General features: G+C 69.7%; 18 protein-coding genes. 6 read left to right on the forward strand and 12 right to left on the reverse strand.

The features are described from left to right. Positions 1-9 precede the first annotated feature (9 nt). The 9 genes from NR798_RS46400 to NR798_RS46440 all read right to left on the reverse strand — a co-directional run bounded on the left by NR798_RS46400 (position 10) and on the right by NR798_RS46440 (position 9705). The gene (locus tag NR798_RS46400; RefSeq protein WP_375769061.1) at positions 10-1521 is read right to left on the reverse strand and encodes a response regulator; all 1512 of its coding nucleotides are present in this window, start codon (positions 1519-1521) and stop codon (positions 10-12) included. Positions 1522-1705: 184 nt separating this feature from the next. Further along, on the reverse strand, positions 1706-4573 hold the full coding sequence (locus tag NR798_RS46405) for a GAF domain-containing protein (RefSeq protein WP_375769062.1): 2868 nt from the start codon (positions 4571-4573) through the stop codon (positions 1706-1708). A gap of 146 nt (positions 4574-4719) precedes the next feature. Then, positions 4720-5844, reverse strand: a complete 1125-nt coding sequence (locus NR798_RS46410; RefSeq protein ID WP_375769063.1) for a hypothetical protein — start codon at positions 5842-5844, stop codon at positions 4720-4722. Between the two features lie 19 nt (positions 5845-5863). Continuing rightward, positions 5864-6415, reverse strand: a complete 552-nt coding sequence (locus NR798_RS46415; RefSeq protein WP_375769064.1) for a Uma2 family endonuclease — start codon at positions 6413-6415, stop codon at positions 5864-5866. 61 nt (positions 6416-6476) lie between these two features. Beyond that, positions 6477-7229, reverse strand: a complete 753-nt coding sequence (locus NR798_RS46420; protein ID WP_375769065.1) for a hypothetical protein — start codon at positions 7227-7229, stop codon at positions 6477-6479. A gap of 59 nt (positions 7230-7288) precedes the next feature. Continuing rightward, positions 7289-7468, reverse strand: a complete 180-nt coding sequence (locus tag NR798_RS46425) for a hypothetical protein (RefSeq protein ID WP_375769066.1) — start codon at positions 7466-7468, stop codon at positions 7289-7291. Positions 7469-7534: 66 nt separating this feature from the next. Next, positions 7535-8401 carry a tryptophan 2,3-dioxygenase gene (locus NR798_RS46430; protein ID WP_375769067.1) on the reverse strand — a complete coding sequence of 289 codons (867 nt, stop codon included), beginning with the start codon at positions 8399-8401 and terminating at the stop codon, positions 7535-7537. Between the two features lie 91 nt (positions 8402-8492). Next, on the reverse strand, positions 8493-9017 hold the full coding sequence (locus NR798_RS46435) for a cell wall protein (protein ID WP_375769068.1): 525 nt from the start codon (positions 9015-9017) through the stop codon (positions 8493-8495). 190 nt (positions 9018-9207) lie between these two features. Next, positions 9208-9705 (reverse strand): hemerythrin domain-containing protein, encoded by a 498-nt coding sequence (locus NR798_RS46440; protein WP_375769069.1) that lies wholly within the window; start codon positions 9703-9705, stop codon positions 9208-9210. A 225-nt stretch (positions 9706-9930) separates the two neighbouring features. Here NR798_RS46440 and NR798_RS46445 point away from each other — a divergent pair, with 225 nt between their 5' ends. From NR798_RS46445 to NR798_RS46455, 3 genes are read left to right on the forward strand one after another with little or no spacing between them, the layout of a single operon-like run. Then, positions 9931-10629, forward strand: a complete 699-nt coding sequence (locus tag NR798_RS46445; RefSeq protein ID WP_375769070.1) for a lysophospholipid acyltransferase family protein — start codon at positions 9931-9933, stop codon at positions 10627-10629. After that, complete coding sequence (locus tag NR798_RS46450; protein WP_375769071.1) at positions 10622-11482, forward strand: alpha/beta fold hydrolase; 861 nt, start codon at positions 10622-10624, stop codon at positions 11480-11482. Before NR798_RS46445 ends, NR798_RS46450 begins: the two co-directional genes overlap by 8 nt. Positions 11483-11510: 28 nt before the next feature. Beyond that, positions 11511-12443: a proline dehydrogenase family protein gene (locus NR798_RS46455; protein WP_375769072.1), complete on the forward strand. Its 933-nt coding sequence runs from the start codon at positions 11511-11513 to the stop codon at positions 12441-12443. A 14-nt stretch (positions 12444-12457) separates the two neighbouring features. On the opposite strand, the gene NR798_RS46460 is transcribed toward NR798_RS46455, so the two are convergent. From NR798_RS46460 to NR798_RS46470, 3 genes are all read right to left on the reverse strand, one after another. Continuing rightward, the gene (locus NR798_RS46460) at positions 12458-12901 is read right to left on the reverse strand and encodes a hypothetical protein (protein ID WP_375769073.1); all 444 of its coding nucleotides are present in this window, start codon (positions 12899-12901) and stop codon (positions 12458-12460) included. Continuing rightward, the gene (locus NR798_RS46465; RefSeq protein WP_375769074.1) at positions 12902-13213 is read right to left on the reverse strand and encodes a PadR family transcriptional regulator; all 312 of its coding nucleotides are present in this window, start codon (positions 13211-13213) and stop codon (positions 12902-12904) included. It lies immediately after the preceding gene. Between the two features lie 75 nt (positions 13214-13288). After that, positions 13289-13516: a hypothetical protein gene (locus tag NR798_RS46470; protein ID WP_375769075.1), complete on the reverse strand. Its 228-nt coding sequence runs from the start codon at positions 13514-13516 to the stop codon at positions 13289-13291. A gap of 262 nt (positions 13517-13778) precedes the next feature. Here NR798_RS46470 and NR798_RS46475 point away from each other — a divergent pair, with 262 nt between their 5' ends. The 3 genes from NR798_RS46475 (at position 13779) to NR798_RS46485 (ending at position 15845) form a co-directional block, all read left to right on the forward strand. Continuing rightward, complete coding sequence (locus tag NR798_RS46475) at positions 13779-14069, forward strand: hypothetical protein (RefSeq protein WP_375769076.1); 291 nt, start codon at positions 13779-13781, stop codon at positions 14067-14069. Between the two features lie 100 nt (positions 14070-14169). Next, a complete protein-coding gene (locus NR798_RS46480; RefSeq protein ID WP_375769077.1) occupies positions 14170-14814 on the forward strand; it encodes a TlpA family protein disulfide reductase in 645 nt (214 codons plus the stop codon). A 134-nt stretch (positions 14815-14948) separates the two neighbouring features. Further along, on the forward strand, positions 14949-15845 hold the full coding sequence (locus NR798_RS46485; protein ID WP_375769078.1) for a hypothetical protein: 897 nt from the start codon (positions 14949-14951) through the stop codon (positions 15843-15845). Positions 15846-15893 lie beyond the last annotated feature (48 nt).

A 15893-nucleotide genomic window follows, 5' to 3' on the forward strand; every position in this document is an offset into this window, starting at 1 on the left:
AGCGGGCGCCTACCAGAGGGCGCGGAAGAGCGGCACCGGGTGGGGCTTGCCCTTGAGGCGCACGGGGGGCAGCTCCTCGAAGCCGGACTCATGGCCCGCGAGCAGCTCCACGGTGCGCTCGCCGACGAGAATCTCTCCCGGCCCGGCGAGGGCGCACAGGCGGGCGGCCACGTTCACCGAGTCGCCGATGCAGGTGTACTCGGTACGCATGGCGCCGCCGATGTTGCCGGCCACGGCCATGCCCGAGTTGATGCCGATGCCCAGCTCGAGCGTGAGCGGGCGGCCCTGGCGGGTGGTGGCCCACTCGGCCTCGGCGCGCTCGCGCAGCTCGACCATGAAGGCCATCATCATCTTCGCGGACTGGAGGGCGCGCAGCGCATCGTCCTCGCGGAACACGGGCGCGCCGAAGACGGCCATCAGCCCATCGCCGAGGAACTTGTCCAGCGTGCCGCCGCAGGTGAGCACCGCGTCGGACAGGCCGCCCAGCACTTGGTTCAACACACCGACGGTCTGCTCGGGCGGGAGACTGTCGGCGAGCCCGGTGAAGTTGCGGATGTCGGCGAAGAGGATGGTGACTTCGCGCTTCTCGCCGGTGAGCACCACCGAGTCGGGGCTCTTGAGGATCTCCTCGACGACGGCGTCGGAGGTGTAGCGGGCGAAGAGCTTGCGCATCCGCTCCGTCTCACCGGTGCGGCGCATGACGCTCTCGATGCGCGCGGTGAGTTCGTCCATGGAGGCGGACTTGTTGACGTAGTCATCCGCGCCCGCGCGCAGCCCCTTCACGCGCTCGGCGTCGTTGTCGTTGGCGGTGAGGATGATGACGGGCATGGCCCGGCTGGGGCCTTCCTTGAGGCGGCGGCACAACTCCATGCCGTCGATGCCGGGCATGTCCAGGTCGCTCAGAACGATGGCCGGCTGCACCTTGCCCACCTGCTCGAGGGCCTCGTACGGGTCCTGGAAGCAGATGACCTCGTAGCCGAGCGACACCAGCCCATCCTGGACGAAGGCGCAGGCCAGGGGGCTGTCATCGACGACCATGACGCGGTGGTGGCCGCCCTCCTGGGGCAGGGCGCGAGAGGGAGGCTCCTGGCGGCCGGAGACGCGGCCCTGGAGGCCGAGCCCCTCGTAGAGCTGCTTGTAGGTGCAGTACCCGTGCTCGACGACGATTTCGCCCAGCTTGCGGCCGGTGCGGCGCTGGAGGGCGAGGGCCTCGTCGAGCTGGGCGACGGTGAGGTACTTGAGGCCGACGAGCAGCTCCCCGAGAGGAGGCTGGGCGGGGGTGAAGCCCTGGGGGGCGTTGTGGAGGCCGAGCGCCTCGCCCAGGGCGTCCTGAATCTGCTCGCGGGTGACGTAGCCCAGGGAGATGAGGGCCTCGCCGAGCCGCTGACCGTTGAGGGACTGGAGGGCGAGCGCCTCTTCGATCTGATTGGGCGTGACGATTCCGAGCTTGAGCAGGAGCTCGCCGAAGAGAGGGCTGTCCGCGCGAACCGCGTTGCGGTTGCTGCCATCGGCACGGGTCAAACGGGCTCTCCACCTTCCAAGGGACGAATCAGGGTCACAGCGTACCCCAGCCCCCGGGGTAGGGACACATGGGAGCCAGACTCCCCCGGCGGGAGGACAGGCAGGCAGAAGAATTCCTGATTCCGTGTATGCCCCCTCTCCCTCTGGGAGAGGGCTGGGGTGAGGGTCTACCGCCCCTGCCCCCCTACTCCCGAGGCAGCTCCACGGTGAACGTAGACCCCTCGCCGGGAGCGCTCTGCACGAGGATGTGGCCGCCGTGGGACTCGATGATCTCCCGGGTAATCCACAGCCCCAGCCCGAGCCCGTTGATCTGATTGCCCGTCACAGCGCGCTCGAAGCGCTCGAAGATGCGGGCCTGGTCCTCGGGAGCAATGCCAATCCCGTGGTCCTTCACCACGAGCCGGGCCCGGCCATCCAACCCCTGCTCCACCCGGACCTCGACGGGCTGGCCGCGGCCGTACTTGGCGGCGTTGGACAACAGGTTGCCCACCACCTGCTCCAGACGCACCCGGTCCCATTTCCCGGGCACGGCGGACTCGGCGAGCAGCTTCACCTCGCTGCCGGTGCGGGCGAGGGCCTCGGACATGCGCCCCACGGTGTCGCGCGTCAACGCGGCCAGGTCCACCTCCTCGCGCTCCAGCTTCAGCCGCCCCGCGGTGATGCGGCCCGCGTCGAGCAGCTCGTCGATGAGGGCGCCCAGCCGCTCGCTGGTGCGCTCGGCCTTCTCCACGCGCTGGGCGAGGCCCGGCGTGGTGGCCACCTCGCGTGCCACGCGCGCCAGCATTTGAATCTGCAGCCGCAGCGCGCTCAGCGGCGTCTTCAGCTCGTGCCCCGCCACGGAGAGGAAGTCATCGCGCAGCCGCACCGCCTCGGTGGCGGCGCCGTACAGCCGCGCGTCCTCGATGGCCAGGGCCGCGCGCTCGCCGAGGCTCTGCAGCAGCATCTGGTCCTCCTCGCCGAAGGGCCGGCCGCCGGCGACGTCCCGCACCACGCCCAGGCTGCCGAACACCCGCCCCTTCGCCGTCAGCGGCACCACCAACAGGCTCTGCGGGCCGTAGCGGTCCAGGTAGGGCAGGTACTCGGGCAGGCCCCCCGAGGCGCGCGCCTCCTCCACGTCGATGTCCGGCAGCAGCACGGCGCGCCCGCTGGCGACGGCGCCTCCGTGGAAGCCCTCGCCCACCTTCTGCCGCCGCGCGTGCACGGTGCCCGCCAACAGCCAGCGCGCCTCCGGCTCCGGGTGGTGGATGGTGACGGGCTCCAGGAAGGCCCCGTCCTCGGCCATGAGCTGCAGCACGCACCCATCCCCCATCACCTCGGACACCTTGCGGGCAATCACATCCAACACCGCGGGCAGGTCCAACCCGGCCTCGGCCAGGAGCTGATCCACCTCCACGATGCTGCGCAGGCGGGCGGCGTTGCGGCGGGACTCGGCCTCGGCGGAGCGGGCCTTGCGCAGCAGGCGCGCGTTGTCGATGGCCATGCCCGCGCGGGCGGCGAGGTCCTCGGCCAGCGAGCGGTCCGCGTCGGTGAAGGGCGAGCGCTCCGGCCCACGCACGAAGGACATGGCGCCCAGGGTGCGCTGGCGCGCCATCAGCGGGACGATGATGAACGAGCCGCCCTCGGGCGGCTGGCCGGGACGCGCCTCCACCTTGCGATTGAAGGGCGGCACCAGCCCGGTGACGAGCTGCGAGCGCCCGGTGCGCACCACCTCAGTGATGGCCGAGGGCCGGGCCCGCTCCGGGGAGTAGCTTTCAATCTTGTCATGCAGCAGCGCGCGCTCCGGGTGCACGTGCTGGACGGTGAGCCGCCGCAGGGCGCCGTGGTCATCGAGGAAGTCCACCGCGCACCAGTCGGAGAAGCCGCCCACCGCGAGCTGCGCCACGCCGGACACCGTCGTCTCCCACTCGAGGGAGCCGGAGAGCAGCACGCCCGCGTCGGCCAGCAGTTGCAGCCGTTGCCCGGCGGCCTCGGCCTGGAGCCGGGCGGCGCGCTCGTTCTCGTAGAGGCGGGCGCGCTCCATGGCCTGGGCGCACTGGCGGGCCAGCCCCAGCATGAGGGTGCGCTGCAGCTCGGTGAAGTGCCGCGCCTGGGCGAAGCCGAAGGCCAGCAGCCCCAGGTTGCGCTGCTCCACCCGCAGGGGCAGGAAGGCGAAGGCCTGGCAGTGCTGGCGGGACATGTACGCCATGAAGGCGGGGTAGCGGGTGCGCGCCTCCTCTGGAGACTCCAGCCACACCGGCACGCCGCGCGCCGCCGCGTCGAAGCCGGGCAGCTCCGGCATCTCCCGGGGCAGCGAGCGCAGCAGGGCCTGCTCCTCCGGGCGGGTGCCCACCGCCGCCACCAGCTCCACCGAGAGCCCATCCGCCGAGGCCTGGTGCACCGTGCCGCCCAGCGCGCCCACCGCGGGCACGCCCAGCTCCAGCACGGCCCGGCCCACGTCCTCGCGGGTGAGGGCGCGGCCGAAGGCCTCCGTCACCGCCTGGAAGCTGGTGAGGCGCAGCAGCTCGGCCTGCTCGGCCTCGGCGCGGGCCTGCAGCGCGGAGGTGCGCGCGGACTCCACCCACCGGCCGCGCTCGATGGCCAACCCGGCCAGCTGCGCGTACAGGGTGAAGCGCCGCAGCTCCTCGGGAGAGAAGGTGCGCGGCTCGGGCGAGGGCCCCAGCAGCACGCCCACGTGGCCGCCGCTCGAGCCCCGCACGGGCAGGGCCAGCAGCGACGCCGCGCCCAGCCCATCCATCACCGTGGCGAGCGCCGGCTCCAGCCCCGGGCCCGTCTGGTGGAACAGCCACGGCACGGGCTCGGCACGCGGGGTGTCCAGCAGGCAGCGTCCGCACACGGCCACCGCCTCGGGACTCAGCCCCGGTGTGGCCTGCGTCAGCAGCCCTCCGTCCACGTCCAACCAGGCGATGGCGGCACGCTCCAGCCCCACCGAGGAGGCGGCACAGCGCGCCACCTCCTGCAGCACGGCCATGGCCGACGGAGCCGACGCGAGCTGCTCCAGCGCGCGCGACATGCGCTCCACCGCGGCGACGAAATTGCTTCCGGGCACCTGCATGCCCACCCCCCAGGCCCGATCCACACCAGCACCGAGCGTGAGGTAGAAGTTTTCCACGAGTACCAGACCGCTGCCCACCACCCCCCGGGCCAAGCGTCCAGTTCAGGATAAACGGAACTTCCGGGTTTGCCCGGGTGTCCAACGCCTCACTCGAAGACCCGGAGGAAGGCGAAGAGGATCTCCAGGACGATGAGCAGGACGATGGTGAGCTCCAGGGTGAGGCTGCGGTCGGTGTCCACCTCGCCCTTGAGCAGACCGTACGTCTGGGCCAGCAGCTGCTGCTTGCGCGTCACCGAGGCCTGCCAGGCCGGAATGCGCATGCGCTTGACGGAGGCCTCGTACACCTTGGCCAGGTAGAAATCGCCGATGATTTTCAGGCTGTTCTCCACCCGCTCGATGAACTCGTTGAGGTCCACCAGGGTGGAGAGCGTCTCGCGGGCCAGGGCGCGGTAGGGGCTGCGCAAGAGGCCGAGGAAGCCATGCCGCTTGGCCTGCACCTCGTCATGGATGCGGCCGATGTGCGCATCCAGCAGGAAGTCGTAGTAGCGGAACTCGAGCAGCTGGGCGTTGGCCACCTCGAGCAGATCCGGAATGTCGCTGGAGCCGGAGGGCTCGTAGACGAAGGCGCTGTTCCAGTCGATGACGGCCAGGTCATCCACGGTGTAGCTGAAGCGCGACTGGGTGACGGCCTCGCGCTCGCGCGGGGACAGGGGCTTGTCGTTCACCTCGCCGAGCAGCACCCGGGCCAGGTCCGCGCGCGCCATCAACTCCTCGGCGGAGGGGTTGCCCTGAATGCGCTCGACGAAGAGGACGGTGTAGCTCTCGTTCTGGTCCCACAGGTGCGGCCCCTGCACGGCGGGGGCGATCATCTTGCGCACGGACTCGATGAGCTCCACGGCCAGCTCCTCGAGGGCCACGCTGTCGTAGAGCTCATCGGCGAGCGAGATGAGGGGCTCGAGCGTGGTGTCCGGGGGCACCGGGACGCGCAGGATGATGGAGGCGGCGCCATGGTCGAAGAGGCGCGCCGTGACGTCCACGGTGACGGGCCCCTGGCGCAGGGGGAGCGCGCGCCGGCCCAGCTCGAAGGCCAGGGGCGGGTTGGGCAGCTGGAGGTACTGGCTGTTCTCACGGCCGAGCTTCAGCCGGCGCGCATCCGAGGAGATGACCCGGCGGGCCTGCTCGAGGTTGATCTCCTCGGCGATGTCGAAGGTGCGGTAGCAGAGAACGTGGGCCTTCTCGAAGACCAGGGGGGAGGAGGCGGCGGCGGCCATGGGGCCGCAGACTACCCGCTCAGTCCGCCCAGAGGAGGCGCAACGGAAGCTCCAGGGCGTTGAAAGGTTCGGCACGGACGGTGCTCGAGCCCGAGTGCAGGGCGGAGAGCGAATAGCGGCGGCCGTCGAGCTGGAGCTCCTCCAGGGTGCGCACCTCGGGGTCCACCAGCCACACGTGGCGGATGCCCTCGCGGGCGTAGAGGGGCAGCAGGTGGGCGCGCTCCTCGGGATGAGAGAGCACCTCGCAGACCCAGTCCGGGGCGAGCGCGATGCCGGAGGAGCCGCGGGACACGCGCGGCAGCCGCTCGCGCCGCCAGCCGATGAGATCCGGGGAGAGGACGCTCTGGCCGAGGTGGATTTCGAGACCGGAGAGCAGGAGCCAGGAGCCGCCGGGGGTGGAGCGGCCGGCGCCGTAGGTGGCGATCAGCTCGGCGCCGAGCTGCGAGGCGGCATAGGCATGCAGCGCGGCGGAGCGGGAACTGACGGAGCGCGTGGCCAGCGAGAGCCCCTTGCGGCGCGGGGGATGGGACTCGAGGTGGGAGACGGAAGCGGAGCTCAACATGGCGGTCATGATGAATGCCATGTTGCAGAGGGGTCTGACATCCTCCTTAAGTCGTAATCCAGGCGTAACGCTAATTCCCAGTTTCTTGGTTGCTGAGAGCTTCCGAGAAATCGAGCTGGGCGGAGAGGCTGTCGGCGAAGCGCTGGGCGCAGTCGGGGGCGGGGCTGGGGTGGAGGGCGCACTGGCGGCGGGCGAGGGCCTCGGGGCCGGAGGCGGCGCGCTCCAGGCGCTCCATGTAGGGCTTCCAGTCGTCGCGGGAGAGTTGGCGCACGGGGAGGTCGGACTCCTCGACGTGGGCGGGAGCACGGGCGGCGGCGGCCTGCGCCTTGGAGCGGTAGGACTGGAGGGTGTCGCGCGCCTTGGCCGAGGGCTCGGAGAAGCCCTGGAGGGCCTGCTGCATTCCGTTCCAGTCCTTGCGAGCCCACGCATCGGCGTAGAAGCCGCGCCAGGCGAACTGGCGCTGGAGACACTGGCTCTCGGTGAAGCCGTAGCCGGTGCCCATGGAGCGCTCGCCGGTGGAGAGGTCTACCCAGTTGGCCTCCTCGACGGCGGCGCAGGCATCGGCCATCCAGCGGTTGTAGTCGGCCTGCAAGGCCATCCACTCCTTGAAGGCGGGAGGCTTGGACTTCTTGAGGGGGACGATGACCTTGTCGAGTGCCTTGTTCATCGCCTTCTTGAGGCACTCGGCGCGCTGCTGCTCCGAGAACTTCAGTTCGATGTTGGAGTCAGGCGTCTGCTTTGGAGGAGGACAGGCCTTGCGGGACCAGGCGTCGACGGGGTTGGGATTGGCAGCGAGCACGGCGGCGAGGGTCAGTGCGAGCATGGGGATGCTCTACCACGGGTAGGAGGGGACCGGATGCACCCTCCTCCCGCGGTGAACACTCAGTCCTCGGGGGAATGCGGCGGGAAGACGATCGGCTTGCCGGGGCCGGGGGCGTCATCGGGAAGGTTGCCGATGTGCCCTGGCGTGGGAATGGGCCGGTCTCCAGCCTGACGTTTCGTATGCCCCTCGTCGTCTTCGGGAAGCGGGGGCTCGTGCTTCGGCCTGTCGTGCTCGCCCATGGTGTGTCCTCCTTTTCCTGCTCAAGCTAGGAATGGAAGGGGCCACGGGCAGCCGCGCGGGAAGCCCTACCTGCCCGCCGGGGGAGCGAGCTCGGTGCGCACGTCCCACAATTCCGGGAAGAAGCGCAGGTCCAACGCCTTGCGCAGGAAACCCACGCCCGAGGAGCCGCCGGTGCCCTGCTTGAAGCCGATGACGCGCATCACCGTCATCATGTGCCGGTAGCGCCAGAGCTGGAACCGCTCCTCCACGTCCACCAGCTTCTCGCACATCTCGTACGCATCCCAGTGCTTCTCGGGCGCCTCGTAGATGTGGCGGAACACCTCCATCACCGCCGCGCTCTTCTCATACGGCTCGCGCCAGTCGCGCTCCACCCGGTCCGCCGGCACCGCGTGGCCCTGGCGCGCCAGGTGGCGCAGGAACTCGTCATACACACTGGGCGAGTGCAGGAAGCGCTCGAGCTCCGCATGCACGCCCGGAATGTGCTTGAAGGGCCCCAGCGAGTGCTCGTCCTTGTGGCCGAGCAGGAACTCCAGCGCGCGGTACTGGTAGCTCTGGAAGCCCGAGGCCTGTCCCAGCGCGCCGCGGAACTCCAGGTACTCATTGGGCGTGAGCGTCTCCAGCACGCTCCACTGCTCGAAGAGCATCCGCTGGATGTGCCCCACCCGGGAGAAGATCTTGAACGAGGGCTCCAGGTGGTCGGCCTGGATGTAACGGATGACGGCCGTCAGCTCGTGCACGAGCAGCTTCATCCACAGCTCGCTCGTCTGATGCTGGATGATGAAGAGCAGCTCGTCGTGGTGCGGCGGCTGGGAGCGGGGCACCTGCGCGGACAACAGCCGGTCCAGCTGCAGGTAGTCGCCGTACGTGGTCCGTCCGGCCAGCTCGGTGAAGATTCCGGGTTCCAGCTCGCGCTTGTTCATGATGCCCAACAATGGCGGGCTCGCGGCGGGCCCGCAAGAACCGGACCCTCCACCAGGAAGAAGGGGAGGGTCCGGTAAAGCTCCAGCTCAGCCGCAGTGGGGCTCAGCCCGCGTTCTTGGCCTCGGCGAGCGCCTTGGCGGCGGCGCGGCCACGCGGCAGCTTGATGTCCTCGACGCTGTTGGGCTCGGCGTAGTCCACCCAGTTGGAGGGGCGGCGGTTGGTCTTCTCGAGCATGCGCAGCTTCTGGTAGTGCGCGGCGCAGTAACCCTTGGTGCGGCTGGGCTTGCCGCAGCCATTGATGGCGCACTCACGCGCCCCACCCTCGGCGGCCGGCTTGCGGCCGCGCTTCTTGCCACCGGAGGCCACCGGCGCGGGCGCCGAGGCGGCGCGAGCCGGACGGCCCGGACCCCGGCGGGCCGGCACCGCACCACCACCGCGGCTACCACCGGACACGCCAAACAGGGGGCCTACCGCGCCAGCCAGGGGCGCCAGCTGCTCCGCCACCGTGCGCAGACGGTCGAGATCCGCCGTGCCCGCCTCCAGACGCGACACCAGGTCGCGCAGCGGCTTGAGCTGCGTCTCGATCTCGTTACGGACCATCTCCCGGAATGCCTTGTCGACCGACATGCTCGTGTTTCCTCTCTCGATGGGCCATCGCGGGGGCGAGGGGTCCATCTGGGGGGTTGCTGTTCAAGGGCAGTTTACACAACGGCTGCCCAGACATAACGCCACCCATACACGAGTTGTCGCTTAAAAATAAATAAAGATTGCGTCTGAAGTGATGATTGTAGTCATCCGCTGCACGTCTGTTCAGGCATCAGACATGAAATGAGTAGGAATCGGCGTGATCCAACGCCTCGAACCCGGAACGGGTGCGCCGCATTTCCATCCACAAATCCTCGCGTGTGGCCGCGAGCTCCCGGACGAGGTCCAATTGTTCGCGCTCATCGAGCGCGTCGGCGAGGCGGGGAAAGAGTTGGAGCTCCAGGGACCGGACATGGGCCACGGCCGCGTCCTCCAGGGCCATGAGCCGCACCTGCCACTCCAGGCTGCCGTGCGGAAACCACTCCAGCTCGGCCATCAGCTCGTGCATGGCCAGGAGGATCTCGGCCTCCTGGAGGGCCCGCGCCTGCCCTTCCACCCGGACGACCAGGGGTTGCAGGTGACGCTCCGTCAGCCGCACGTGCAGCCAGAGCGCCTCGAGCATCTCCTCCACCCGCTCCGGCGGTGGCAACCCATCCTCACCCGGTGCCAGCGTCGCGAAGGACGCCAGCAGCTCCCGTTGCTTCCCTGACAGCATCTCGAAAGGCCCCATGGCCCCACAACCATCGCCACCCCCTCTGGGGCGGACAACCACCGGGCCCCCAAGGCCGCCCGCTCTCCGGGCCCTCCCGCCTTCCTGACAGGCGTTGAAGCCTGTAATGCCTACACACCTTTTCCCAACATCCGGGAAGGGTTGGCAGGCAGGCGGGCCCACGCGGTCTGTCATCCGGGTGGGGCATCGCCATCTTCTCACCCCGTGAATGCTGCCCAGAACCCCTTGCGCCGCGCGGTCTTCCGCTTCGCCGAGACAGGCGCGGCCCTCTCCGCCCTCTACCACCGCGCCCGGCTGCTCGGTGCCGAGCACCTGCCCGCCCGCGGCCCCGTCCTGCTCGTGGGCAACCACGGCCTCTGGGGTTACGAGACGCCTGCTTTCTTCCATTTGATCCATCGCGCTACAGGCCGCTACCCGTTGGGACTGGCCGAGCGGGGCTTCTTCAAAATCCCCCTGGTGAGAACCGTTCTGCCCTGGTTGGGGGGTGTCGAGGGCACCCGGGAGAACGCCCTCGCCTCCTTGAAGCAGGGAAATCTCGTCGTCTGCTATCCGGGCGGCGCGTGGGAGACATTCAAGAAACCCCGCTACCATTACACGCTGCGTTGGGAAGGCACCCTCGGCTTCGTGCGGCTGGCCGCCCAGGCGGGCGTGCCCATCGTCCCCTTCGCCGGCTTCGGGGTGGATGGCACCTTCCTCTGTCCCGAGGACGAGCGCTGGTGTGTCCCGCTCGCACCCGGGGAGAAGTACCGGGTGCCATTGGGGGTCGGCCTGGGGCCGCTGCCCTTGCCGGTGAAAATGACTTTCGCGGTGGGCCCCTCGCTCGAACCGCCTCCCGCGGATGCACCCGAGACACGGCTGAAACACTTTCGTGACCGGATTGCCACAATGGTGCACCACCTCCTGATCCGAGCCTGCCATGCTTGAAGCCTCCCATCCCGCCTCTCCGCGGCTCGTCCCCGAACCCGAGGAGATTCAACAGGGCTATGAGTTGGCCTTCGAGCAGCGCATGGTGCGCGGCCATCCCATCCGCCTCTTCACCTTCCCCGGGGGCAGCCTCGACGCGTCGAGCACCGTGCTGTGCCTGCCCGGACTGGGAGCCTCGGGCCGCTCGTTCGCGCCCATGCGGCCCCTGGCGGCCGAGCGCCGGTTCCTCCTGTGGACCCCGACGCTGCAGACGCCCCTGACGCATACCCCGCTGCAGTGGAACCTCGCCGCCTTGGAGCACCCGGACGCGCGGCTGCCCGAGCGCTTCGCCCTGGTGGGCTCGTCCTTCGGCAGCCTCATCTCCATTGCCTATGCGCTGGCGCACCCCGAGCGCCTCAAGGCGCTGGTGCTGGTGTCACCGGTGGCCAGCGTGCACCGGGTGCGGCGCTGGGCCCTGGCCCTGTCCACGCTGGTGGGCATGCCCAAACCCTTCGCCTACCTCTTCGCCCCCACCGTGGCGCGGGTGCTCGGCGGGCGCCACCTGCCTCCCGAGGGCCGGGCGGAGATCGTCCGCGAGGCGCGCCGGCTCTCGCCCGTGGAGCTGCTGCGGCGGCTGCAGGACATCCTCACCGCGAGCTACCTGGATGACCTCGAGCGCCTGCGCGTGCCCACCCTCATCATCCACGGCGCCAGGGATTTGCTGGTGCCCCTCTCGTACGCCCGGGACGTGGCCGCGCGCATCCCCGGCTCGCGCCTGGAGGTCATCCGCGCGGCCAGCCACCTGCCCTACATGAGCCACACCGGCACCTTCAACGCCCTCGTCGGCGAGTTCCTCGCCCAGCACGACTCGTAGGACACCGATAAGACACCGATAGGACTCCATGGACCAGGCCACCCAGCTGTCCCGCTCCGCCCTGATGTTCCTCTCGCGCCGCGAGGGGTTGAAGGACGTCGCCACCAGCGTGCCCGCCCTGCGGCGCATCGCCCGCCGCTTCATCGCCGGCGAGACGCTGGAGGAGGCCGTCTCCGCGGTGAAGGAGCTCAACGCGCGCGGACTGACGGTCTCCTTCGACCACCTCAACGAGGCGGTGCGCAACGCGGACGAGACGCTCGACGAGGTGCGCGAGTACCAGCGGCTGCTGGCGCGAATCGATCAGGTGGGCGTGCGCGGCAACGTGTCCCTGAAGCTCACCCAATGCGGGCTGCTCTTCGACCCGGAGCTGGCGCTGCGCAACGCGCGCGAGGTGGTGGCCGACGCGAAGCGGCGCGGCTCCTTCGTGCGCGTGGACATGGAGCACGGCGAGGTGACACAGGCCACGCTGGACGTGGTGCGCGCGCTGCACCGGGAGTTCGGCGAGCCGCACGTGGGCGCGGTGCTGCAGAGCTACCTCTACCGCACCGAGGACGACGCCCGCGCCCTGTGCGCCGAGCGCATCCGCATCCGCCTGTGCAAGGGCGCCTACCTGGAGGGGCCCGACATCGCCTTCCAGGACAAGAAGGACGTGGATGAGAACTTCCTGCGCGTCATGCGCATCCTGCTCGACAGCGGGCTGTACCACGGCATCGCCACGCACGATGAGCGGATGATCGACGAGACGCTGGCCCATGCGCGCCAGAAGGGGCTGCCGCGCGGCGCGTTCGAGTTCCAGATGCTCTATGGCATCCGCCGGGACTTGCAGGAGCGGCTGGCGGCCGAGGGCCACCCGGTGCGCGTCTACGTGCCCTATGGCAGGCACTGGTACCCGTACTTCATGCGCCGGCTCGCCGAGCGCCCCGCGAACGTCTGGTTCGTGATGAAGAACCTGATGAAGTGAGGGGCCGGGCCCGCCTACCGCTCCGCCCGCTGCCCGCCGGTGAGCCGGAGGGCGGCGTCCTGCACCGTGTGGACGAGCGCCCAGAAGGCGGACACCCCCGCCTGCGCGTAGAGCATCCACGCCGGCACGCCCACCCCGGCCAACTTGTGGACGAGCTCCAGGGCGTCACCCAGCTCCTCGTTGGCCACGCGCGCGCTGGCGCACCGGCCCAGCATCCCGAGGAAGCCCTCCACCCGCCGCACCGCCTGGTGCACCGGGGCCGCGGGAGCCACCCAGGCCAAGGCGTCCTCCTCCTGGCTGGAGGCCTGGACACCGGACGGGGGCTCCGGCACCCGCGTCCTCCGGCAGAGGTCCGCGGCCAGCACGGGACGGTGCGAGTCGGTGAGTCCGTCCTCCATGTCGCCGTCCATCCCGAACGCGCTCAACAGAGGGAACGCCTGCTGGTGCTGGATGTCCATTCAGAATGCCTCCGCCGTCTGCAGCAGGTTGAGCAGGGCCGTGCGCTGCTCCCTCGCCACCCTCCGCCCTTCGCCTGTCAGCTCGTAGTACCGCCTCGGACGTCCGCCTCTTTCGGGCATGGGGTCTCCCTCGAAACTGCGCAGCAACCCCTCCCGCTCCAACGCCTTGAGCGCCGGATAGACCGAGCCCTCGTTCAGGTGGATCTTCCCGTTCGTCCTCTCCCGGACCCTGTCGATGATCTCCAGCCCGAAGCCCCGCCCGCCGATCAGCGACATCAAGATGGCGGTCCGGGCCGAAATCGGAGTGTCCATGGAGCGGAAGCCTAACCGGGAATCCCTGGTTTTCAACCTGAAGGATTGAGGTTGCCCGCCCGTGCTCGAAAGCGGTCAGACGGGCAGCGACACCCGGGAGGGGCGCGCCTCGAGCCCCTGGCGGGTCCGTTTGCGCGCCACCGGCGTCCAGCGCGCGGGGAGCAGCTTCTCGGTGAGCACCGAGCGCCGCGACAGCGAGAACCCATCCTCGCAGCCCTCGTCCAGCTGCGAGTCTTCCACCCGGAAATAGCCCAGCGTGAGCTCCATCATCTCGCCCCCGTCCTGAAGCCAGGAATCCGACATGGCCAGAGTATCCTCAATCCTTGAGGATTGCAATGTTCCACCGTTGCGGTTCTTCATGAGTCTCCCCCCTCTCCGGCACGGCCCCGTCGCGGCAGTCCGACGTCTTCACCGTACAGCCCCTGTCGGACATACGGCGCCATGCCCATTTCCTGGCAACGACGCGGCCAGGGACGCTTGAAGGCCTGACAACCTGACGCCCCCCGGCATTCCCCTCGCGAGGCTTGCCACCCCCCGCCGATGGCGATACGCGTGGGAGCCGCCCATGCGCCGCGCCCTGTCCACCCTGCTCGCGCTCGCCCTCGTCCTGCTGCTGGGCGCGGCCCAGGCGCACGTGGACCGGGACGAGCCCTGTACGGACTGTCCCGAGAGCACCCTGCCGTGCTCCGACGCGTGCCTGGCTTGTCCCTGTGGCCGCATGGTGTCCCCCCTGCTCGCGCCAGCACCCACGCTCCCGCCAGCCCCCCTGCAACGCGTGCCCGCCGGATGGACGGAACCCCTGCCTCCGGCCGCCCAGCTGCACTCGCGTGACGTATTCCAGCCTCCCCGTGGCTGAAATTCAACTTACCCCTTGTTCTTTTTTTCCGGGATTCGGCCGAATTCCGTCCAAACCATTCATTTCCGCCCGGGCGAGAGCCTGGCGGATTGAGCAGACCATGCGTTCGATGAAGACCCTGAGCCTCACCCTGTGCGTGCTGGGAGGCCTCGCCGCCCCCGGGTGCGCCTCCACCTCGTCCCACGGCAACTTGAGCTCCCTGAGCGCCGCCTCCTCCCAGGACGCCGCCTTCTGCGAGCACCGCGTCCCCCAGGAGAACTGCACCCGCTGCCACCCCGAGCTCGTCCCGCGCTTCCAGGCCGCCAAGGACTGGTGCGGCGAGCACGCCGTCCCCGAGTCCCAGTGCTTCACCTGCCACCCGGACCTGTCCTTCGAGCCGCTGCCCGTGCTCGCCCCCGGCGCGGACCTGGTGAAGCTCTCCCACGCGGGCGAGGACGTGCCCGAGCTCGCCCCCCACGCCGTGCCCGGCAAGGTCACCGTCTTCGACTTCTACGCCGACTGGTGCCCCCCCTGCCGCAAGGTGGATGCCCACATGTTCTCCCTGCTCAACACGCGGCAGGACATCGCCTACCGCAAGCTCAACGTCGTCTCGTGGGACTCGCCGCTGGCGAAGCGCCACCTCGGGCAGGTGGAGAACCTCCCGTACCTCGTCGTGTACGGGAAGGACGGCAAGCTCGTGCGCACCGTGAAGGGGTTGGACCTGGCCGCGCTCGACGCGGCCCTGGCCGAGGGAGGCGCGCGATGAGGTGGGTGCCCATCGCCGTGGGCCTGCTGGGGCTCGCCATTCCCAACCGCGCCGCCGCCTGCGCGGGTTGAAGCAATCCCAACCTCCCGGTCGGGAGGGACTCCCTTTCCACCTTGCGCGCCGGAGAAACCGGCGTGTCCCTGTCCACCCTCGTCACCTCCGTGCACGTGGTGCACCCGTCCGAATGCCCGGACATCGGCCCCATCTGCCAGGTGCGCGATGAGCCTCCGCAGCTCCATGACCAGCACTTCACCGTCGCCGAGCTGCGCGCCACCCTGGAGCACGGCCTCACCGATGCCCTCGGCGTGGAGGTGCAGCTGCCCCTGCGCTTGAGCTCCACCACCGTGCGCTTCACCGCGCTCGATGGCACGCCCCTGGTGCTCGACTACGAGAACATCCACCACCGCAATGAGACGCTGTTCGGCCTCGGAGACCCGTGGCTGTTGGGACGCTATGCGTGGCGGCTCGGCGGCGTGGGCCTCACCGCCCGCCTGGGCGTGACCGTGCCGCTCGGAGGCACGGTGGAGAATCCGTTCGCCCTCGGTGAGCAGGGCCTGGCTCATCAGCATGTGCAGTTCGGCACCGGTACCGTGCAGCCCCTGCTCGGCCTGGACGCCTCGCGCACCTGGGGTGCTTGGGGCGGGCGTGTCTGGGGTCAGGCACAGCTGTCGCTCGTGGAGAACCGGTTCGGGTACCAGAGCGGGAATCGCTTCGCCGCCGGGGTCTCCGCCGAGGGTCCCGTGGTGGGCGCCCTGCGCTTCTTCGTTGGCGCCGATGTCGTCAACGAGCAGCCCGAGCGCTGGGATGGGCTCGTCCAACAGGATGGCAACCTGGGCCGCACCGATGTGCTCGCCGGCGCGGGGCTCGCGTATCCGCTCGGACGCGTGCGGCTCGGGCTCAACCTCCGGGTGCCCGTGTACCAGCACATCATCGGACACCATGGACAGCTCACCTACCCGGGCATCCTTCAGTTGACCGCGGGCTCCACCTTCGGTGGCGAGGGGAGCGCGGGGTCTTCTTCACGGAATTGAGCACGGGCCCGGGCACCCTCACCCTTTCCCTCTCCCGGAGGGCGAGGG

Source organism: Archangium gephyra (assembly GCF_042230915.1).
Classification (GTDB): Bacteria; Myxococcota; Myxococcia; order Myxococcales; family Myxococcaceae; genus Archangium; species Archangium gephyra_B.